This window comes from Pseudomonas sp. CLCA07, from assembly GCF_053615335.1.
In genome coordinates this window covers 6,341,160-6,360,249 of sequence record NZ_CM132131.1, presented here as the reverse complement: position 1 = coordinate 6,360,249, position 19,090 = coordinate 6,341,160, and the positions used below count along the sequence as shown (strand labels likewise).

20 protein-coding genes and 1 pseudogene are annotated in these 19,090 nt (G+C 58.6%); 4 read left to right on the top strand and 17 right to left on the bottom strand.

Features of this window, described 5'->3' with window-relative positions; all coding sequences use genetic code 11:
- Nucleotides 1-40 precede the first annotated feature (40 nt).
- The 9 genes and pseudogenes from ACWGZX_RS29135 to ACWGZX_RS29095 form a co-directional block, all read right to left on the bottom strand.
- Complete coding sequence (locus tag ACWGZX_RS29135) at nt 41-1,252, bottom strand: M24 family metallopeptidase (RefSeq protein ID WP_452626571.1); 1,212 nt, start codon at nt 1,250-1,252, stop codon at nt 41-43.
- Between the two features lie 229 nt (nt 1,253-1,481).
- Nucleotides 1,482-2,504, bottom strand: coding sequence for a GlxA family transcriptional regulator (locus ACWGZX_RS29130; RefSeq protein WP_452626570.1), 1,023 nt, complete (start codon nt 2,502-2,504; stop codon nt 1,482-1,484).
- A 56-nt stretch (nt 2,505-2,560) separates the two neighbouring features.
- Nucleotides 2,561-2,692 (bottom strand): annotated as a pseudogene (locus tag ACWGZX_RS29125) (serine dehydratase beta chain); the annotation flags it as partial.
- Between the two features lie 289 nt (nt 2,693-2,981).
- Nucleotides 2,982-4,304, bottom strand: coding sequence for a purine-cytosine permease family protein (locus ACWGZX_RS29120; RefSeq protein WP_452626569.1), 1,323 nt, complete (start codon nt 4,302-4,304; stop codon nt 2,982-2,984).
- A 111-nt stretch (nt 4,305-4,415) separates the two neighbouring features.
- Nucleotides 4,416-5,390, bottom strand: coding sequence for a 5-oxoprolinase subunit C family protein (locus ACWGZX_RS29115; protein WP_103315990.1), 975 nt, complete (start codon nt 5,388-5,390; stop codon nt 4,416-4,418).
- Complete coding sequence (locus tag ACWGZX_RS29110; RefSeq protein ID WP_452626568.1) at nt 5,387-6,259, bottom strand: 5-oxoprolinase subunit B family protein; 873 nt, start codon at nt 6,257-6,259, stop codon at nt 5,387-5,389. The genes ACWGZX_RS29115 and ACWGZX_RS29110 overlap by 4 nt, the downstream gene beginning before the upstream one ends.
- Nucleotides 6,256-7,629 carry an acetyl-CoA carboxylase biotin carboxylase subunit gene (locus ACWGZX_RS29105; RefSeq protein WP_452626567.1) on the bottom strand — a complete coding sequence of 458 codons (1,374 nt, stop codon included), beginning with the start codon at nt 7,627-7,629 and terminating at the stop codon, nt 6,256-6,258. The genes ACWGZX_RS29110 and ACWGZX_RS29105 overlap by 4 nt, the downstream gene beginning before the upstream one ends.
- Before the next feature lie 10 nt (nt 7,630-7,639).
- Nucleotides 7,640-7,885 carry an acetyl-CoA carboxylase gene (locus tag ACWGZX_RS29100; RefSeq protein WP_095079351.1) on the bottom strand — a complete coding sequence of 82 codons (246 nt, stop codon included), beginning with the start codon at nt 7,883-7,885 and terminating at the stop codon, nt 7,640-7,642.
- Between the two features lie 94 nt (nt 7,886-7,979).
- Nucleotides 7,980-8,738: a 5-oxoprolinase subunit PxpA gene (locus ACWGZX_RS29095; protein WP_452626566.1), complete on the bottom strand. Its 759-nt coding sequence runs from the start codon at nt 8,736-8,738 to the stop codon at nt 7,980-7,982.
- Nucleotides 8,739-8,863: 125 nt separating this feature from the next.
- On the opposite strand from ACWGZX_RS29095, the gene ACWGZX_RS29090 reads away from it, so the two are divergent.
- A complete protein-coding gene (locus ACWGZX_RS29090; protein WP_047882404.1) occupies nt 8,864-9,781 on the top strand; it encodes a LysR family transcriptional regulator in 918 nt (305 codons plus the stop codon).
- A gap of 203 nt (nt 9,782-9,984) precedes the next feature.
- Here ACWGZX_RS29090 and ACWGZX_RS29085 read toward each other — a convergent pair whose 3' ends face one another.
- Nucleotides 9,985-10,176 carry a hypothetical protein gene (locus ACWGZX_RS29085; RefSeq protein WP_452626565.1) on the bottom strand — a complete coding sequence of 64 codons (192 nt, stop codon included), beginning with the start codon at nt 10,174-10,176 and terminating at the stop codon, nt 9,985-9,987.
- A 243-nt stretch (nt 10,177-10,419) separates the two neighbouring features.
- Here ACWGZX_RS29085 and ACWGZX_RS29080 point away from each other — a divergent pair, with 243 nt between their 5' ends.
- Together ACWGZX_RS29080 and ACWGZX_RS29075 are read left to right on the top strand one after the other, a co-directional pair.
- Nucleotides 10,420-10,710, top strand: coding sequence for a hypothetical protein (locus ACWGZX_RS29080; RefSeq protein ID WP_452626564.1), 291 nt, complete (start codon nt 10,420-10,422; stop codon nt 10,708-10,710).
- Nucleotides 10,711-11,133: 423 nt separating this feature from the next.
- The gene (locus ACWGZX_RS29075; protein WP_452626563.1) at nt 11,134-12,000 is read left to right on the top strand and encodes a patatin-like phospholipase family protein; all 867 of its coding nucleotides are present in this window, start codon (nt 11,134-11,136) and stop codon (nt 11,998-12,000) included.
- Nucleotides 12,001-12,178: 178 nt separating this feature from the next.
- On the opposite strand, the gene wrbA is transcribed toward ACWGZX_RS29075, so the two are convergent.
- A complete protein-coding gene (wrbA, locus tag ACWGZX_RS29070; RefSeq protein WP_452626562.1) occupies nt 12,179-12,781 on the bottom strand; it encodes an NAD(P)H:quinone oxidoreductase in 603 nt (200 codons plus the stop codon).
- Between the two features lie 238 nt (nt 12,782-13,019).
- Nucleotides 13,020-13,925 (bottom strand): pirin family protein, encoded by a 906-nt coding sequence (locus tag ACWGZX_RS29065; RefSeq protein WP_452626561.1) that lies wholly within the window; start codon nt 13,923-13,925, stop codon nt 13,020-13,022.
- Nucleotides 13,926-14,053: 128 nt separating this feature from the next.
- Here ACWGZX_RS29065 and ACWGZX_RS29060 point away from each other — a divergent pair, with 128 nt between their 5' ends.
- Complete coding sequence (locus ACWGZX_RS29060) at nt 14,054-14,953, top strand: LysR substrate-binding domain-containing protein (protein ID WP_452626560.1); 900 nt, start codon at nt 14,054-14,056, stop codon at nt 14,951-14,953.
- A gap of 30 nt (nt 14,954-14,983) precedes the next feature.
- On the opposite strand, the gene ACWGZX_RS29055 is transcribed toward ACWGZX_RS29060, so the two are convergent.
- The 5 genes from ACWGZX_RS29055 to ACWGZX_RS29035 all read right to left on the bottom strand — a co-directional run bounded on the left by ACWGZX_RS29055 (nt 14,984) and on the right by ACWGZX_RS29035 (nt 19,048).
- The gene (locus ACWGZX_RS29055) at nt 14,984-15,256 is read right to left on the bottom strand and encodes a hypothetical protein (protein ID WP_452626559.1); all 273 of its coding nucleotides are present in this window, start codon (nt 15,254-15,256) and stop codon (nt 14,984-14,986) included.
- Nucleotides 15,234-15,947 (bottom strand): thymidylate kinase, encoded by a 714-nt coding sequence (locus ACWGZX_RS29050; RefSeq protein ID WP_452626558.1) that lies wholly within the window; start codon nt 15,945-15,947, stop codon nt 15,234-15,236. The genes ACWGZX_RS29055 and ACWGZX_RS29050 overlap by 23 nt, the downstream gene beginning before the upstream one ends.
- A 219-nt stretch (nt 15,948-16,166) precedes the next feature.
- A complete protein-coding gene (locus ACWGZX_RS29045; protein WP_452626557.1) occupies nt 16,167-16,418 on the bottom strand; it encodes a hypothetical protein in 252 nt (83 codons plus the stop codon).
- 33 nt (nt 16,419-16,451) lie between these two features.
- Nucleotides 16,452-17,492 carry a Rieske 2Fe-2S domain-containing protein gene (locus ACWGZX_RS29040; RefSeq protein WP_452626556.1) on the bottom strand — a complete coding sequence of 347 codons (1,041 nt, stop codon included), beginning with the start codon at nt 17,490-17,492 and terminating at the stop codon, nt 16,452-16,454.
- 179 nt (nt 17,493-17,671) lie between these two features.
- Nucleotides 17,672-19,048 carry a DUF1329 domain-containing protein gene (locus ACWGZX_RS29035; RefSeq protein ID WP_452626555.1) on the bottom strand — a complete coding sequence of 459 codons (1,377 nt, stop codon included), beginning with the start codon at nt 19,046-19,048 and terminating at the stop codon, nt 17,672-17,674.
- Between the last annotated feature and the right edge of the window lie 42 nt (nt 19,049-19,090).

The window sequence follows — 19,090 nt, the reverse complement described above, 5'->3', positions numbered from 1 at the left end:
AATCAAAACGCCGCACAGGTTCACTGTGCGGCGCCGGGTTTTACTTTTTGATGATGTTGTGTTCAGGGCCGTATGGGAATTTGGTGATGTTTTCTCCACCCTGTTCGTTGACGATCAGGATGTCGTGTTCACGATAACCACCGGCACCCGGAAGACCTTCGGGCAGCATGATCATGGGTTCGATTGAAACCACCATCCCCGGTTCCAGTACGGTGTCGATGTCTTCGCGCAGTTCCAGTCCGGCTTCACGTCCGTAGTAGTGGCTCAGCGTTCCGAAGGAGTGGCCGTAACCGAAGGTGCGGTATTGCAACAGATCGTGTTCAAGGAAGATCTCGTTCAATTGCAACGCGATGTCGCAGCAACGCATACCCGGTTTGATCAGTTTCAGACCGGCCTCGTGCACCTTGACGTTAACTTCCCACAACCGCAGATGCTCGTCGGAGCAGTGGTCCAGGAATAATGTGCGCTCAAGTGCAGTGTAGTAACCGGCGATCATCGGGAAACAATTGAGGCTGAGGATGTCACCTTTGTTGACCTTTCGCGACGTTACCGGGTTATGGGCGCCATCGGTATTGATGCCGGACTGGAACCAGGTCCACGTGTCCATCAGCTCGGAATCCGGGAAGGTTCGGGCTATTTCGCGCACCATTGCCTGGGTGGCATGCAGGGCTACCTCATACTCTGGAACTTGGTCACGCAAGGCTTCGATGATGGCGGCACCACCAATGTCCGCCACCCGCGCACCATGACGGATGATCGCGTGTTCTTCGGCGGACTTGATCATTCGCATCCGCATGCACGGTGAGGCGATATCGACCAGTTCAGCCTGCGGATAGCGGCTGGCAAGTTTGTCGCGGTTAAGCAAATTCAGATGGTCGAACTCAATGCCGATGCGCCCGGCTTTGGGCAAGGCTTGCTGGATCGCGACGAAGTAGTTATCGCGCTGCCAGTCGGTATAGACGATGTTTTCAGTACCTACAGTACGGCGCCATGGCTGACCGCCATCGATGTTGGCGCTGATGGTTACGGCCGTGTCCTGGGTCACGACCAGTGCGTACTGACGGCCGAAAGAGCAATACAGGAAATCGCTGTAGTAATTGATGTTGTGATAGGACGTGAAGACTGCCGCGTCGATATTGTTCTGAGCGAGATAAGCCCGCAATTTGGCCTGGCGGTTAGCGTATTCCTGAGCAGAGAACGTCGGGCTCACTTTTTCGCCGTTCTTGATCTGGATGGTTTTCGGCATTTGCATGTCATTTATCCTTGTCATTGATTGAGCTACAGAAGGCGCCAATCTGGCGGGCCACTGAATGTCATTCGAACAGATGCAAACTGAGTTTTTTTGCGCAAATCCGACCTGTAGTTGGTCATATCCGCTATTTCCGGCAGCGCCCGTTCAACGCCCTAATGCAGAAACCAAAATGCCCCCGGCAAGCGCGAGAAAAGCCGCTTGAAGGGGGCATTGGAAAAGGCTGACGCGATCAGTGTGGGAACGCGCTTGCTCGAGATGAGAGCGGTGCATTCGTAGAGGGCGACTGACTCTGCACCTTCGTGAGCATGTTCGCGGCCAAATGCTCACGAGGGTGGGCACCGAAGTATTGGCGATAACAGCGATAGAAATGTTTCAGCGAAACGAATCCGCACTCCCGAGCGACAACCAACAGGGACCTATCACCGGAGCGCAACAGCTGACGCGCCTGTTGCAGTCGCAAGTCCAGGTAGTGTCGAGAAGGTGAGCAACCCAAACTGCGTTTGAACAGCCGTTCGAGATGTCGCCGGGAGATCCCCATAGTCTCGGCCAGTTCGTCGATACCCAGCGTTGGGCTCAAGTGCTCGCTCATTAATGCCAGTGTTGCCTGCAGCTTCGCCGGCGCGTCATGCAGGGGCAGTAACGGCCGGGCCTGGCGTGCTGCATGTTTTTCCATGCGCAGTATCAAACCACGACCGTGGGTCCGGGCGAGGAGTTCGTGCATCAATCCTTGAGCGGCCTGCGGGCCGACGCAGGTCAGGCGCTGGCGGTCGACACAGAACGGTGCGGCTACCGGCGTCAACCCGCTGTATGTAGCAAGCGCCAAAGATGAGGCAGGCTCCGGCAAGCTGCAGCGGAATCCATCCAGGGCGCCAATCTGCGCCAGCAGCCAACCCGCGTTGCCCAATGCTCCCAGGCCAATCGGTTGCGCAGCCCAGTGGGTCAGCTGCGCGTGAAGCTCTGGATGATCCGTCCGAAGATGCGGTGAGTCGTCGCCACAGAGGATTAGCACATCAAGCGTTTGTGACTGTTCCAGCGATGCAGTGGCGGTGGAAATTCCGTTGCTGGCCTTCAGTTGGCGTCCACCCAGGCTAAGAATTTGCCACTGGCAAACACAGCGGCCCGTTAACTGATTGGCCAGTCGTAATGGCTCCAGCGCACTGGCCAGGGCATAAAAATCGAAGGCTTCCACCAACCAGAAACCAATATGCAGCACCGGCGGTTGTGGTCGGCCAGATTCGGTCAGTTGTAGCATTTCCCGCCCTCCCCTTTGGTCAAGGTCATTCAGCACTCGATGGAGCTGAACGCCAACCGTGCGCGCAAGGCCTCGACAAACAGAGCCCCTGTACGCAGAGGGGCGAAGGTATGGGAACTGGAGTGGCCGATTCCAATCTTGAATAAGTCAAAACACTGATAGCCATGTCGATCTCCGCGCCGCGTCAAAGGTGTCAGCAATGCACCCGATTGTCGGCGTCAGGGATCATCAAGGTGTGTCAGATATCGACCCCTAAGTGCTCGCCACTGCCAGTGGCGTGATGGTGGAATTGCAGTGAGTCGGCCTTAGAGACGAACCTCCGTGCTGTCGTCTGCGCGCCTAAACTGATGACTTACGATTGGCAGAAACCGGCCAGAAGCAGTCATTGGAAACCCATCAGCGAATTCATAATGAGATTCCCATTGCCCGCTCTACCTTGTTAGAGCAGGCGGGTACGGGATGAGTGACTGCAAAACTCTACTCTGCCAACCGTAACCGCAACCGGCTTCGATGGGATAAGCCTGCTTGCAAGGCAAATGCAACTATCACGGTAGATGGCGCGGAAAAGCTGCTCAGGCCGCCGCCGGAAAACATCAACGCAAGACCCAATGCTGTGGCGCCAAACCAGGCCGTCAAGCCCACCGGGTTAAACGCGACCGCCCGTTCGAGCGCTGCCACGTCACTGCGTCCGTAGACAATCTGCGCCAACGCCACACCCACCCAGGCCACCACGAAAATCCCCTGATAGGCCAACGCCTTGAGGATGTAGGCAAACACGTCTGCGAGCATCAAGCCGTAGACGATCCCCCCCACCGCCACTGCCCACATCAGGTACGAACCGCGAAGGCCAAATCGACCAAAGAACGCCTGCATGTTCAGGGTCGCCAAGTAATAGTTGGCGGTGTTGATCCGGGTTTGCGTGGCCCAGACAAACAGCAATCCCCACAGGCCCATCAACTGCAAAATCGCCATCACCACCGAGACTTCGTTCAGCGCGCCTTCGTGGGGAATGCTGCTGACCAGGTAAATGCCCGCCGCGCCGTTGAGCAGAAACGTCACCGCGTAGAACGGCATGCCGAAGTTCCAGCGACCGTGGTACTCGGCGTCTTCAGGCTTGCCGAAACGCGCATAGTCGAAGGTGAACAGCATCAACACCCAGACGCCCATGTAGGCGACAAAACAATCCCACCAGCCGAATGCACTAGGCGTTGCCGGGCCGAAATCCAGCCATTGCGACTGGTAGCCATAACGGCTGATCGATAGCCCCACCGCCACCAGCAAACCACCGAGGTACACCGGCAGCAACACGCCGTTGAGCTTGTCCAGCCAGTGCTGCACGCTGCCCAGGATCATCGGCACGCTGTAGAGCACCACCGCCAATGCCGCCAGCGGATAGACCAGTTCCGGGTACAGGTGATTGAGCGCGACGGCGATCACCGAACCTTCGAACACCGCGTAATAGATCGCGGTCGAGAAGAAAATCAACGTCGCCAGGCACGCCCCGGTGCTGCCGAACAACAGCCGTGAAAACAACGCCACCGACAAACCGCTGCGAATCGCAAAGCGGCTGAGCACGCTGTTGACCAGTCCATAACTGATCACCGACAGGACCATGCCGATCAGAGCATTGCGCGCACCGAACGACAACGCCAATGAAGCACCCACCACGATGTAAAACATCGCACTGCACACCGCCCACCAGGCCATGGTCAGGGACAGTCGACCCATGCGCGCTTCGGTGGGAACAGGATGATGCGCCGGGTCTTGCCCGGTTTGACTCGATTGCGATAAAGCAGCCATATGCGTGAACTCCAAAACCAGTCAAAGGTTGAAGCGCGGGCAGCCGTCACCGCACCGAAGTGCGGCGTTGGCGTACCGTTTGGCATGGCCCGCGCTAGACGGCGGGCAGAATCAGGAAGGGAACAGCTTGCTCAGGCAGCTGAGTTTTTTCTTATAGGAACGTCGCGCTTCCAGCGCCTCTTCGAGGGTTACCGCGACAAAGCGGGCCTTCTGGTTGGGTTGCATCTGGCCGATCAAATCGAGGTCGGCGCTGATCACCGTGCCAATCATCGCGTAGCCGCCACCGGACACCGCATCACGGTGCAGCACGATGGGTTCGAGCCCGGCGGGCACCTGGATCGAGCCGATCGGGTAGCAACTGTCGACGATGTTCGACGGATCGGAACCGGCGCCGAACGGCTGCTCCCGGGGCTGAAAGCTCAGCGCGCTGCCGCCCTTGAAGCGATAGCCGATGCGGTCGGCTTCCGAACCGACCGTCCACGGCTCGGCGAAAAAGCTCTTCGCCGCCGATTCGGTCAAGCGGTGGTAGTACAAACCGGGCACCACCCGCAGGGTGATTTCGCCACCCAATGATTGCCGTAACGCCATGGGCAAACTGGCCCCGGCGCGGCTCTTGCCACTGGCGATGCCCACCGGCAATTCGTCGCCTGCAATCAGGCGTCGCCCCTGAAAACCGCCGAGCGCGCCTAGCGCATAGGTGGAGCGACTGCCGAGCACCACCGGCACATCAATGCCGCCGGCCACCGCCACATAAGCGCGGGCACCAGCCTTGGGAAAGTCAAAGCGCAGCACTTGCCCGGCCTTCACGGTGAACGCGGTGTCGTGGTGCATTTCCACGCCATCGACCCGTGGCGTCATGTGCGCGCCGCTGACCGCCACCAATGCATCCTGCTGAAACTCCAACTCAGGTCCGAGCAGCGTGCATTCCAGCGCCGCCAAACCTGCCGGGTTGCCGACCAATTGATTGGCCGCGCTCAAGGCGTATTGATCAAGCGCGCCGGACGGCGGAATGCCCAAGTGGTAATACCCTTCACGGCCCAGGTCTTGTACCGATGTGGCGAGGCCGGGTTTGAGGACCTTGATCATGCCAACACCTCCTGCAACGACTTGGGATAGCCAACGGGATCGGCGAGGAACGCGTCCAGCGAAAACTCCACCGGCCGAATCCGCAGATCAAAGCACCCGGCTTCCACTTCGGCCACCGCGTGGTCGTAGGCTTCACGGTCCATCGGTTTGAACTGCACGATGTCGCCTGGACGGAAAAACACCATGTGTTCTTTCAGGTACGCGAGATTCTGTTGCGGGTCGTAGATCGGCGCGGGGGTGACGCCAAACATCTGATAACCGCCGGCGCCGCGCACCGAGTAAATGCAACCAAAGCAACCGCCGTGACCAAGGGTCAATTTCGGTGTGTCGGTGCGCGGGCGCAGGTACTTGGGCACCTGCAACTGACGCTCGCGCTCGACCATCTGGAACATGAACGGCAGCCCCGCAACGAAGCCGACCATCGAGACAAACCACGGCGCGCCACTGTGGGCCGCGATGAATGCATCGACGTCGGCCAGACCGTTGATTCGTGCGGCGTATTCAAGGTCCGTGGCGCTCGGGTCTTGATGGCGGTCGCGAAAACGCATCAGGGTTTCGTGGGTCCAGGGATCGTTGTAGAGCACCGGAATCTCGATAATCCGCGTCTGCAACGTGCGCTCGGCAACGGCTCCTGCCTCGGCGATTTTTACCGCTTCGAGCAAGGTGTGAGGGGCGATGTGATCCGGGTCGAAACGAATCTGGAATGACGCGTTGGCCAGGCAGATATCGAGCACGCCATCCAGCGCCAGCCGTTCCACGGCGCGGGTGACGGCCAGGCCTTTGAAGAACGCGTCCAGGGACATGCTGTCGCTGACTTCGGCAAACAAATGCTCATCGGCGCCAAAGCTGTAGCGGATGGGAGTACTCATGCTTCACCTCCGCTGCGGCGCTCGGTCAGCCAGGTTTCCAGGGTGCCGGTGTGAAAGTCGGCGCTGTGCAACCACGGTTGTTCCAGCAATTCACCGTGCAACGCCAAGGTGTTGGCCATGCCGGTGAGCGTGGTGTGCGCCACCGCCATTCGCGCTCGGGCCAGGGCTTCGGCGCGATCCGCACCGTGAATAATCAGTTTGGCCAGCAGCGAGTCATAGTACGGCGGCACACGGTAGCCTTGATACAGATGCGTATCGACGCGAATGCCCTCGCCGTTCGGCCAGATCAGTTCCTCGACCAGGCCTGGACTCGGGAAGAAATCCCGCGCCGGGTCTTCAGCGTTCAGGCGCATTTGCAGGGCGGCGCCGTTGAGTCGGATGTCACTTTGCTTGAAGCCCAGCGGCTCGCCGCCAGCGATGCGCAACATGGCCTGGACCAGGTCGATGCCGGTGATCAGTTCGCTGACCGGGTGCTCCACCTGAATCCGCGTGTTCATCTCGATAAAGAAGAACTCGCCAGTGGCGTCGTCATACAGGTATTCCAGGGTGCCGGCGCCCTTGTAGCCCAAAGATTCGGTCAGGCGCACGGCACTTTCGCAGAGGGTTTCCCGTTGCTGTTGGCTGAGAACTGGCGACGGCGCTTCTTCGAAGATTTTCTGCCGGCGCCGTTGCAGCGAACACTCGCGCTCAAACAAATGCACCGCGTGCTGACCGTCGCCCAACACCTGCACTTCAATATGCCGGGCCCGGCTGATAAACCGCTCCAGATACACCGCGCCATTGCCAAACGCCGCTTGGGCTTCGCGCTGGGAACGGGGAAATTCTTCGCTCAGTTGCTCGGCGTTTTCCGCCAGCCGAATACCGCGCCCGCCGCCACCGGCCGAAGCTTTGATCAACAACGGGAAGCCAACGGATTCAGCAGCCTTGAGCGCCGACTCGACGTCGAACAGTTCACCCGGCGAACCCGGTACCACCGGCACGCCAGCGGCTTGTGCGGTACGCCGTGCCTCGGCTTTATCGCCCATGCGCCGGATCGTCTCCGCGCTCGGGCCGACGAAAATGGCGCCGGCAGCCACCACCGCTTCGGCGAAATCGGCGTTCTCCGACAGAAAGCCGTAACCGGGATGCACCGCGTTGGCGCCCGTGGCTTTCAAGGCGCCGAGCAAGGCCTCGACGTTCAGGTAACTTTTGTCGGCACGGGCCGGGCCAAGAATGTGCACCTCATCGGCCATGCGCGCGGCCTGGGAATCGACGTCCGCCTCACTGCACGCAGCAACGGTGGGAATGCCCAGTTCTTTGGCGGCGCGGATAATCCGCACGGCGATCTCGCCACGGTTGGCGACCAGCAGTTTATGAATGGCTTGGGTCATGATCGCACCCTCACTCGTCGTCGAGTGTTGCGACGACTTGACCCGGCTCCACCGGATCACCGTCTTCTACCAAAAAGGCACTGAGGCGACCGGCCGTCCCGGCGGTCAGTTCGGAGAACTGTTTCATGACCTCGATCAGGCCAATTACCGTGTCGGCGCTGACCTGCGCGCCGACCTCGACGAAGTTCGCCGATTCCGGGGTGGCTTTGCGGTAGAAGGTCCCCGGCAACGGGGTGATTACAGTGTGTTCAGCCATGTCTGTTCCTCTTGGAATAGTTGTAGAAAGGCAGGCAAAAAGTGAATCGGTGGGCAAACCCTGGCGCTTGTGTGCCAGGTGTTTTCGTTCGGTCTCAGCGCGGTGCTCGGACCTCTATGCCCGCGCCATCAAGTGCATGACGCGTGGCTTCGACCAACGCCAGGGCACCCGGCGTGTCGCTGTGCAAACAGATGGAATCGAATTCAATCGCCAGGTCTTCGCCCTCGACGGTGCGCACCACGCCTTTTTGGCAAGCACGCAGCACTCGCTCGGCGACATGGGCCGGGTCGTAAGCCCGCACGTTGCGGGTGAAGACGATGGAGCCGCTGAGGTCGTATTCGCGGTCGGCGTAGAACTCGCGGATCACCGGTTGGCCGAGTTCCGTGGCAACCCGCCAGATCACCGAATCGGGCATGCAATACAACAGCAACTCCGGCTCCAGGCGCTGGAGGTTTTCCACCAGCAAACGGGCGGCCTCTTCGTCTCGGGCCAAGTGCATGTAGAGCGCGCCGTGGGGTTTGATGTGTTGCAGGGCCACGCCTTGAACCCGGGCGAGTTCACGCAGGGCGCCCAACTGATAGAGCATGTCGTCGACCAGTTCCTGGGCCGGCGCATTGATGTGCCGACGGCCAAAACCAACCAGGTCGCGAAACCCCGGATGCGCGCCGATGGCCACGCCCAGGCGCTTGGCCTGCTCGACGGTGCGGCGCATGGTGCTAGGGTCGCCGGCATGAAAACCGGTGGCGATGTTGGCCGAACTGATAAAGCCCATCAGCTCATTGTCGACGCCATCGCCGATGGTCCAGGGGCCAAAGCCTTCGCCCATGTCCGAGTTGAAATCTACTGCCTGCATGACGCTTGCTCCCGACGCTTGTGACTTGATGCAGGCCAAGTTAGATTCCTCCCAACCCCTTGGGAAGATCTATTATCAGATAGGCCATCTTCTGAAAAACAGATACCTCGTCGCCCGGAGTGCTCATGTCCCTGACCCTGCGCCAAGTCCGCTATTTCGTCGCCACCGCCGAGATCGGGCAAATCTCTCAAGCCGCGATTCATCTGAATATTTCCCAGTCGGCGGTGACCACGGCGATCAAGGAACTGGAAGGCATCCTCGGTACGCTGTTGTTCCAGCGCTCGGCCCAGGGCATGAGCCTGACCGACGCCGGGCGGCACTTTTTGAATCGGGCCTACGTGATTTTGCGCAGCGTCGATGACGCATTGAACAGCCCGTTGCCGGACATTCGCGCCAGTGGCGTGTTGCGCTTGGCGGCGAGCTACACGGTGATCGGTTATTTCCTGCCGCACCATTTGCAGCGCCTGGAACACTGGCATCCGGACGTGGCCATTGAAGTCCATGAACAGGAACGGCAAGCGATTGAACAAGGCTTGTTGGAAGGTCGTTTTGATATGGCCGTGGTGCTTACCGCCAACCTCACGCACCCGGACATCGTTTCAGAGATTCTCTTCAACTCCGAACGGCGGTTATGGCTGCCCAGCCACCATCCGTTGTGCGAACGCTCGGCGGTCAGCCTCGCCGACGTCGCGAAAGAACCCTACATCCTGCTGACCGTCGACGAAGCCGAACAAAGCGCCATGCGCTACTGGGAACATGCGCATCAGCAGCCAAACGTGCGGGTGCGTACCAGTTCAGTCGAAGCGGTGCGCAGCATGGTCGCCAATGGCAGCGGCGTGGCAATCCTCTCGGACTTGGTGCACCGCCCCTGGTCACTGGAAGGAAAACGCATCGAAACCCTGACAGTCACCGACAAGGTGACGCCGATGAGTGTCGGACTGGCGTGGCATCGCGAGCGCGAATTCAGCCCGGCGATGCAGGCGTTTCGTAACTATTTCCACGATGCATTTTTGGCGCCGCAACAGCTGTCTGCGCGACGCTGAAAACAGCGAAAACCATGCCCTCCTTTTGTGGATTTACGATGAGAGCTTTGGGCCATTTCCGGTCTGTTGTTACGGGAAGATTTTGGCCGTTTTCTGCCCGTCACGAATGACCGGTTTGGGTCGACTTCAGCCAGTCGCGAAAGGCAAAAAGCGGCCAATAGCGACCGTTGCGCGACTGGCTTTAAAACAGAAGCAAAGCAAGCTTAACCGCTCCAAAGCCTATCATTACGCCGATGCATATCAGGACTAGGGCCACCGAGGGGATACCAAAAAACCTCGCGCCAAGGCCCGTAGGGGTACTTCCGTTGCTCGTTGAGCTTGGCTTCTTGATCGCGTTGTTGCTCGTGGAGCAGTTTTTGCTGCTCTTTAAACTGTTCCAGCTGGGATGTCGTCATCGTCCTACACCTTGAGGGGAGGGATGTAACTAGAGATTAAACCCCTCTGGCGTGCTTGGCAGACGAAATTACGCGATAGATCGGCTGACAGCTCTCAGCCAAAATTGGCCGGTGATCGTTGCATTCCGCTTGTCGCCGGCGTTTGGCTAAGCTTAATAAATCGGGGCGAACTGAAACCTGAGTGATCGCGGCCATCAGCGGATCCGAATTGGCATCAAGACGGTACTCCCAAAGGAGACAACTATGTATGCGGTTATAAGAACCTACTTGGGTGCTGGAGCAAAGCAGCTTTTCGAGCGTTTAGAAGAGCGCAATGCCGACGTCGAAGCTACCCTGCGGACAGTGCCTGGCCTCGTAAGCTACACACTGTTGAATACTGGTGATGGTGGAACGTCGGTGACTGTGTGCACGGACAAGGCCGGCAGCGATGCGAGCTTGGAAGTCGCGCGTCACTGGATTCAGAAAAATGCCTCGGATATCCACGCGAACCCGCCGATCGTAACGGAAGGTCCGGTCATTGTGCAGATCAAATAGCGCGCCCTTGCGATTGATCTCACGACACTATCGCTGTCGGAAGTTTTGTATGTTTGCTTCGCAGAGATGTGATCGTCCGCAAACCATCAGATTGGGTTTGCTTGCGGTGGAAGCGAACGACGGCTCTGGGTCGCTTTCTGTCTCTCGCGACGGGCAGAAAACGGCCAAAAGCAGACGATCATATGAAGCTTGACCTGCTCGCAATGCTCAAAGGAGCCCCACCTCGGGGGCTTCCCGGAACGTGGTCTCAAGAGACTGATCTCCTATCACCGGAAATGTTACGCATTCATCCCGTTTCCGTTGGGATTCGGCATGGTCCGTAACTCCTAACTTGCGAAATATCGATCATGTGGCGGGCTGCCGGAAGTAATGCCGACCCGCCAGCTACAATAATTCGATACATTCCGCACAGAGACTTCCGCCATGGCGACCAAAACCGCAATCGTATTCGCTGGCGGTGGCAGTTTGGGGGCGGTGCAGGTGGGCATGTTGCGGGCCCTGGTTGAGGCCAATGTTCGATGCGATATGGTGGTTGGCGCTTCGGTAGGCGCTATCAACGGTGCCTACTTTGCCGCAAGGCCCGATTCCGACGGCGTCGAGGCGCTCGCCGGATTCTGGCGCGGACTGAGTAAAACTGACATTTTCCCCCTCTCTTGGTTCGATACCTGTAGAGGATTGATCAAACGGCGTGGCTATCTGTTGCAGCCGTCGGCCTTGAACCGGCTGCTGGGTCAGGCACTGCCCATTCACCGCATTGAGGATGCGGTGCTGCCCTTATACATCGTCACCACCAACCTGCTCAGTGGTGCCGAGACGGTTCTGTCCAGTGGCGAACTCGAGCAGGCGTTACTGGCCAGCGCTGCCATTTCGCTGGTGTTCCCCTGCGTACAAATCGCCGATCAGTTCCTGGTTGACGGCGGCGTGGCAAGCAATACACCTATTTCGACTGCCGTAGCCTTGGGAGCCACCAACGTCGTGGTAATCCCCACCGGAATGAGTTGCGACCTAACGCAACCTCCCCGAGGACTGGTCGCCTTAGCCCTGCACACCGTCAATCTGATGAGCATGCGCCAACTGGTGAGCGACATCGAACACTTCCGCACTTTCACCAGTTTGCACATCGTCCCGCCCTTGTGCCCGGTGGATGTCTCGGTTTTCAACTTTGACCAGACCGAGTCTTTGCTGCAGCGTGCCTATGAGCAGACCCTCCGGTGGCTGGAACGTGGGGGGCTCGAACGCACCAAGGTACCTGGTGCCCTCACCATCCATTCGCATGCCCATGAGCATTGAGTGATGTGAATTACCAAAAAAGGCCCGCACCAGCGAACCTTCAGGCCGGAGCACCCGGAACGATGCCTGCTTTGATAGCGCAGGTGGTCACGGCGTCTGGTGCAGCGCAGCCGCACTGTGTGCTTTTTTGTTTGCCAACCGTCGTACCAATCATTTGAAAGTGCTGGTCCATCGCGGATTAACCGGCGAGCTTTTTTGCAAGCTCAGCGACGTGCTTACCCTGGAAGCGCGCAATATCCAGTTCATTCTGTGACGGTTGTCGTTTTCCGTCGGCACCTGCCAGGGTGGTCGCGCCATAGGGCGTACCGCCGGTGATCTCGCTCATGTTAGTCAGCCCTGCACAGGAATAAGGCACACCCACGATGACCATTCCCTGATGCAGGAGTGTGCTGTGGAACGACGTAATAGTGGTTTCCTGGCCACCGTGCTGGGTGCCGGTCGACGCAAAGACACTGCCGATTTTCCCGACCAGCGCGCCGCTCATCCACAGTCCGCCGGTTTGGTCGAGAAACGTACGCATCTGTCCTGCCATATTGCCAAAGCGCGTCGGTGTACCAAAGATGATGGCATCGTAATTGCCAAGCTCGTCAGGTGTCGCCACCGGTGCCTTCTGGTCGAGTTTGACGCCGATGGCAGCTGCCTGTTCGGCCGGGATGGTTTCGGCGACACGCTTGAGAGTCACATCGGTGCCGGGTACGGATCGTGCGCCTTCGGCCACTGCGCCAGCCATCGTTTCGAGGTGACCGTACATTGAGTAATAGAGAACAAGTACCTTCGCCATGATTTTTTCCTCGGTTCAGAACCATTCGATCGGTTTGAAACACCTTGGATTACCCCGCCGCCGATGGACAACAGCGTAGGCATAGCGCCGGATGCCCCATGAGACTGCTGAGACTTTGACGGCGTGCTGACTAACACTAGCAGCTCAGTAGTTTGCCTGCCGTCAGACATGGGTCGTTTATAGCCCTTCGCGACAGGCTGAAATCGACCAACAGCAAAAGCATCAGAGTTTCAGTGGGTCACTTGAAAACCGGTACGCTGGCTGACCCGTTTGACTTTTTCAGGTATTCACGCAGCCGGGCGCCAATCTCGGCAATTTTCGCCTCCCCCGACCGCAAGGCGTGCGGGTTGGTGTGCACCGAGTAGTTCCCCAGAGCCAGATCGTAGGGATGAGGTTCTGCCGAGCCGATCACGAAGACCGTATCCTTGTGCATGGCCTTGAGCGTAACGGCACCGTTACCTGGCTCGAAGATGACCATTTCTCCCGCCATGACCACACCGGGAACGGAAAGGGTTCCGCGGCTGACACTCAACCACAATGACTCGTGTCCATTGGGTGGATCATAGGTCCAGGATTCCCCGGCGGGTAGCGTGACCAGCAGGTAGTTCATCCCGGCGGGAGCGCGGACCGGGCTTTGAACCCCTTGATACAATCCGAGAATCACGCGCGCAGGCCCCACTTCAGGCATTACCCTTGACTCGATGTATTGGCTGTCGACACTGGCGTTTTCCAACGCCGGCGGGAGTGCCACCCACAGTTGAAACCCCTGAATTCGCTTCGATGTACCGACCGACATTTCCTTGCCGTGCCAGACGCCACCTCCGGCCCGCATCCATTCGACACCGCCATAGTCAATCATCCCCTTACCCGAATCAGCATCTTCGAAGCGCAAATCACCTTCGGTAATAACGGTGACGGTGGCGATGCCCGAGTGCGGGTGCATTGGCATGCCGTTGATGAATGAGCTCTCACCTTCAAACAGGTCGAGGAACACAAAAGGCTTGATCAGGTGGCCCAGATCGGAAGGACTCATCAACCGGACAACAGCGCCATGCCCGCTACCGGTGGTGCGGTAGCTAATTGCGCGGTCGGTGATGGTTTCGCGGGTAGAGCGAGTACCGATTTGAGTTTGTAGTAGGGTCATGGGTAAACCTGCTGTGCGAAGTTGGGAGGCTGTAGGCCCGATGCCTCAAACCATAAGGCCGGGGCGATTGCTTGATTAGTCGATACAATTGGATTGCACTCGTCCACCAGCGGCAGGAATGCCCCGTCATGATCGACCTCAATGACATCGCCATGTTTGTGCAGGTTGTACGCTACGGCAGCTTTGCCGAAGCGGCACGACGGCTGGGCATGCCAGCCAATACCGTGAGTCGCCGCATCCAGCAGCTCGAAGCGCAGCTCGGCACGCGGCTGCTGCAACGCTCCACTCGCAAGCTCACGCTCACCAGTGCCGGCCAAGGCTTTCACGAGCGATGCGTGGGTGCCGTCGATGGCCTGCTCGAAGCGGGACAGGCGTTAATGACGGGCAGCAACGAGCCCAGTGGGCTGGTGCGCGTGGGGGCTCCGGCCGACTTTTTCGACTTTTTCCAGATGGAATGGGTCACCGAGTTTCTGGCCGCGCATCCGCGTGTGCGACTCGATTTCGTGCTCAGCGATGCGAAAGCCGATCTGATCGCAGAGCAGATCGACGTCGCCTTTCGCGGCGGGCCATTGCGCGACTCGGGCTATGTAGGCCGTCAGATCCTTGCCCCGCTTAGCGTCGGGATGGTGGCCAGCCCCGCCTATATCGCGGAGCGTGGTTCACCCCGCACGTTGCAGGAACTGGCGAGCCACGACTGCGTGATCTCCGCGCAACCCGGCGGCCACGCCACATGGCGTTTGGTCGGTCCCGATGGCGAGGAAGAAGTGCAAGTTGCCGGGCGCTTCAGCGGCAATACCGCCCAGGCCCTGCGCAAGGCTGCCGCGGCCGGGCTGGGTATCGCGCTGCTGCCGCCCGTGATGGCCAGGCTTGAAGTAGAGGCCGGCGTGCTCGTCCCGGTGCTGCCGCAATACCAGCCCAAAGGCTATGGACTGAACGTGCTGTACCCGAGCCGCCGGCAGCTGCCACTCGCCGTGTCGGCGTTCATCGGGCTGGTGATCCAGAAGATGAATGCGCCAGACACACCGTAAGGGTATCGATAGCGAGTGGCGATTGTTGCGTCAGGCGGACGCCGGAATTTCGAAATTCTCCCGGGCCCACGCGGCAAATTTCGTCGGCTGTCGGCCGGCGACTCGGTTGGCCAGCGCGATGGCATCGGGGGAATCCGCACCGAGGTAGGTATGGGCCTCGAAGTAGGCGAGCATTTGCGCGACTTCCCCGGCCCCCGGGAACCAGCCAGCAAAAACTTCTTGCGGGACGTGCTTGAACGAGAAATGGTGCCCCAGCCGATTCAACTCGGTAGTCAGCCGGCTACCGCTGCGGCGACAAATCACCCCTTCGATCCTGCTGAGGATCTATATCTACGGCTATCTCAACCGCATCAAGGCCGGCGCAGCGAACTTCGCCTGCGGGGCATCGAAGGACGCTATAGATCTCAGAAATCACCTGCATCGTTGCGTCTTCGATCGTTCCTTCATTACGGCATAAAACCCAGCCGTGATCTGCAATCGCTCGCTCGAATGCCTCGGTACAAGCGACATGTTCTTCCAGCTTATGGATCACCGTACTGCTCAGCCCACGCCGTCGTGCCGCTGCCCTTGCCCATGAAATTTCAGGGTTGGTGACAACCCCGACATGCAGGTCTGGCACTCGCACGTTTCGATCAATGTTCAACTGTAGAATTTCTGCAAACGGGACTATCCGGCGAAACGCGGCATCAGACGGGTACCAGCGATCGATCAAGATGATGCTGCCTGGTGGCTGTTTAGCCAGCACATGCTGGGAAATCCAGGTACGGCTATCAGCAAAGCGCTCACAAACCCTCAACTCCAAATCCCGGGTGGGATTTCTGACGAGTTTGTTAACGAGGGCCATTGTTTCACCCCTATAGGGATCGCTTTTTTTCTCGCAAAGTCGGATCACCTTTTTGTTGTCTGCCCTCAGTACTTTCGTAACGGCCTCCAACAGTGTGGTTTTGCCGGCTCCCTTGGGCCCATCTAGAGAAACAAACAGCGGACGATTCATTCTTCACATAACGATTGATATACGGTTTTTTTTGCCCGGTCGTTCGCTGGAGCCGCTTGGCGCGACTACTCGAATCGAGTGGAGGGCCCTTATGAACAGACATTGATGAACACTCTAACCTGCTTTCTGGCTAACAGGTCTCAAAATCCAGGGTGTAGCCGCTTAAGAACAACGGTCACTACAAAACGAAGAGGCTCGCCAGAACACCTCTAGCGGAAATCAAGCCAGTTCGAAACTCTCGAACTCATGGTGAGACAGCTCGCGTAACGCTTGCACGCCTTGACGCTGGCCGATTCCGGCGGCACCGAAACCTGTACAACCGAAACCAAGAGAAACACTACAAACAAAGGAAAGGTATAGGCAGTTTTTATTTTCATTATGCATTCCCTCATTGCCTTCAAATCGGACCTGAGTCATGACCATGACCTCAAGGGCGGCAGTGCCCTTGGGAGCGGCGCCTTCGAGAGACAATCGCTTGCCTCTCGAAGGCGCCCTGCTCCTCTATCAGCGCTCGTCGACCGTAATGAACTCGCGACGCTTCGCCATTGACGCGGGCACGTCATCCTCATCGGTGAAGAATTGCTCATACCACTCGCGCAACTGATAGACCGGGCCGTCGGTTTCTGCCAGCACCGGCTTGTCGATACGGATTTTGTGCTTCCAGATCACCACGTCCTGATAGAACGATTCACGGTTGCCTTGGACATAGGCCCTGGCTACTTCCTGGTTCTGCTCTTCAGTCCAGCCCGGCACCCGCTTGACCATGCAACCAAAGCGCAGGTCGAAACTGTTTGGCGTCACCGGCACGTGGCTGTTGAGCAGAATGGCGTGGATCCGCGCATCGCCGAACATCGAACTGATATGCGTGAAGTGAGTGGCCGGCCCGTAGTAGGCCGATGGCGCGATCAGGTCGCCGCCCAAGCGCTCGGAGTCGCCATGGAAAATCTGATGGCCGATATGCCCTTCGAATATGTTGGCGAAATACTTGGTCGGCGTACCGTGCACCGGCCCGAAGTGCTGGGCGTCCACCAGGTTATCGACTAACTCCCGTGGGTTGGTCTCGATCAGCATGGTGTCGATGTTCCAGTCATGAATCCAGTCTGGATCATCCATCTCGGGCAGGTGCGGAATGACCACGCCCTCTTTTGGCGGACGGCCTTCGGGGTTGTTCCAGACGAACAGCAGATTGTTTTCCTCGCAAGTCAACCAGCTGCGCGTCTTGGCCTTGGGTGGAATGCGCTTGCAGTAAGGGATCTCCACGCATTTGCCGGCGGTGTCGTATTTCCAGTGGTGGAACGGGCACACCAGTTTGTCGTCCTCGATGGTGCCCTGGGACAGGTCGGCGCCCATGTGCGGGCAGTAGGCATCCAGAATGCTGATGGTGCCCTGGCGATCGGCAAAAGCCACCAGGCGGGTGCCAAAGATTTCCAGGGTATGGGGCTTGCCATCACGGTAATCGTTGGCATTGCCCAGGCAGTGCCAGCCGCGCGCGTAACGGTGGGTGCGCTGGGCGTTCTCTATGTTGATTTCAGCGAGTTTCGTCATTGTTATTGTTCCTCGAATGCAGACTTCGGGGCAGGAAATACCCCCGAGAAATACAGGGTGATCCCATGGCGGACATCATTGAGTAGGACGCACAAGGAGATCATCGTTCAGTTGGACTAGAACAAATGGGAACGACTCTCAAAGGGTGCCCCAGGCACAGCGGGCGTCATGTTTCATGCTTACTGACCGAAGCGGCGAGCGGCTTCCGGACCGAAGTCCCGGGGACTGAAACCGGGTTTATTCAACAGGTAGCCGTTGCGCTGCTCGTTGATCAGATTGAACGCCAGGTAGCTACCGGCGTTGAGGTCGTAGTACAGGCCGACGCCCGCCTGCTGGGCCTGGCTTTCGTAGGCATAGAAGTAGTTGACCATCGAGGTGCGCCACAGCTCGCCACGGTTGTCATAGTTGTCGGCGAGCATCGGAAACCAGGTGTCTTCGTCGACATACAACTTGCGTTTGCCATACAGGTGGCGATAGCCAGGCTTGAGGGTGCCTTCCAGCTCCCAGACCCTATGGCGCTCATAACGCATGGCATCGGGATTGATATGACCGGGAGTCAACAGGTCGGCATATTTGAGTTTGGCGGCGTGCAGACGATAGGTGTTGTAAGGAATGTACATCTCACGCTTGCCGACGATCTTCCAGTCGTAGCGCTGACCGGAACCGTTGAACAGGCGAACTTCGTCCACGGTGATCGACCCTCCGCTGCCCGGGAACGACATGTCGAAACCATAGCCTGGCGACTGGCGCACACGCCGGGTGCCCGGATCGTAACGCCAGGCCTGGCGCGGTTCGGTCTTGTCGTTCCAGAACTCGGTGCCGGTATTGATCTCACCCTTGTCCCGTTGCGGCAGCAGCGTTTCATTGAGATAGAACGATGAGTTGCCGGTGGTATCGCCGATCTTGCCTGGTTCCAACGCTGGCGCCAGGTTGCGCGAATGCACCCGTCCCCAGTTGATGTTGCCGTCCTTGAGCACATAGGCGTTGTCGGAGGTGTACTCCTCGGTCCAGGCGCGCAAGGTAAAGGTTGAGGCGTTCTTCAACAGCTCCAGGCCGTTGCGCGGCACCGGGAATGGTGTGCCGCCGGTCTTGCCGACCACCCCTTCGCCGTCATCCACCAGACGCGCCACGCTGGCGTTCTCCTGAGTGGCCCGGCATACCGCGTCATTGACGCGGAAATCCCTATGCGAGGGATAGACCGGTATTTTGTAGGTGGCCGGGTACAGCTTGAACAGGGCTTTTTGGCCGTCAGACAGAGAGTCGCTGTATTGCGCTATGTTCTGCGCGGTAATCACGAACAGCGGTTTTTCGTCCGGGTACGGATCCACCGGGTGGTTGCCCGTGCCCTTGAAATCAACGTGGGGAGGCACGCCCAACCACTTGCCGCTGAACGCTGGAATGCTGCCGTCGGCATTGCCGGCCTTTTCCGCGCCCAGGCACGTCAAGTCTTTGCCGAGGCGCGGGATGTCCTCCGGTGCGGCATTCACCGTGCCGATGGCACAGCATCCCAATAACAACGTCAAGGCCCAGCCAGGGGACTGATTACTGCCGGTCATTTTTATTCTCCATGGGTTCGACAACGGTTGCCCAGTATCGAC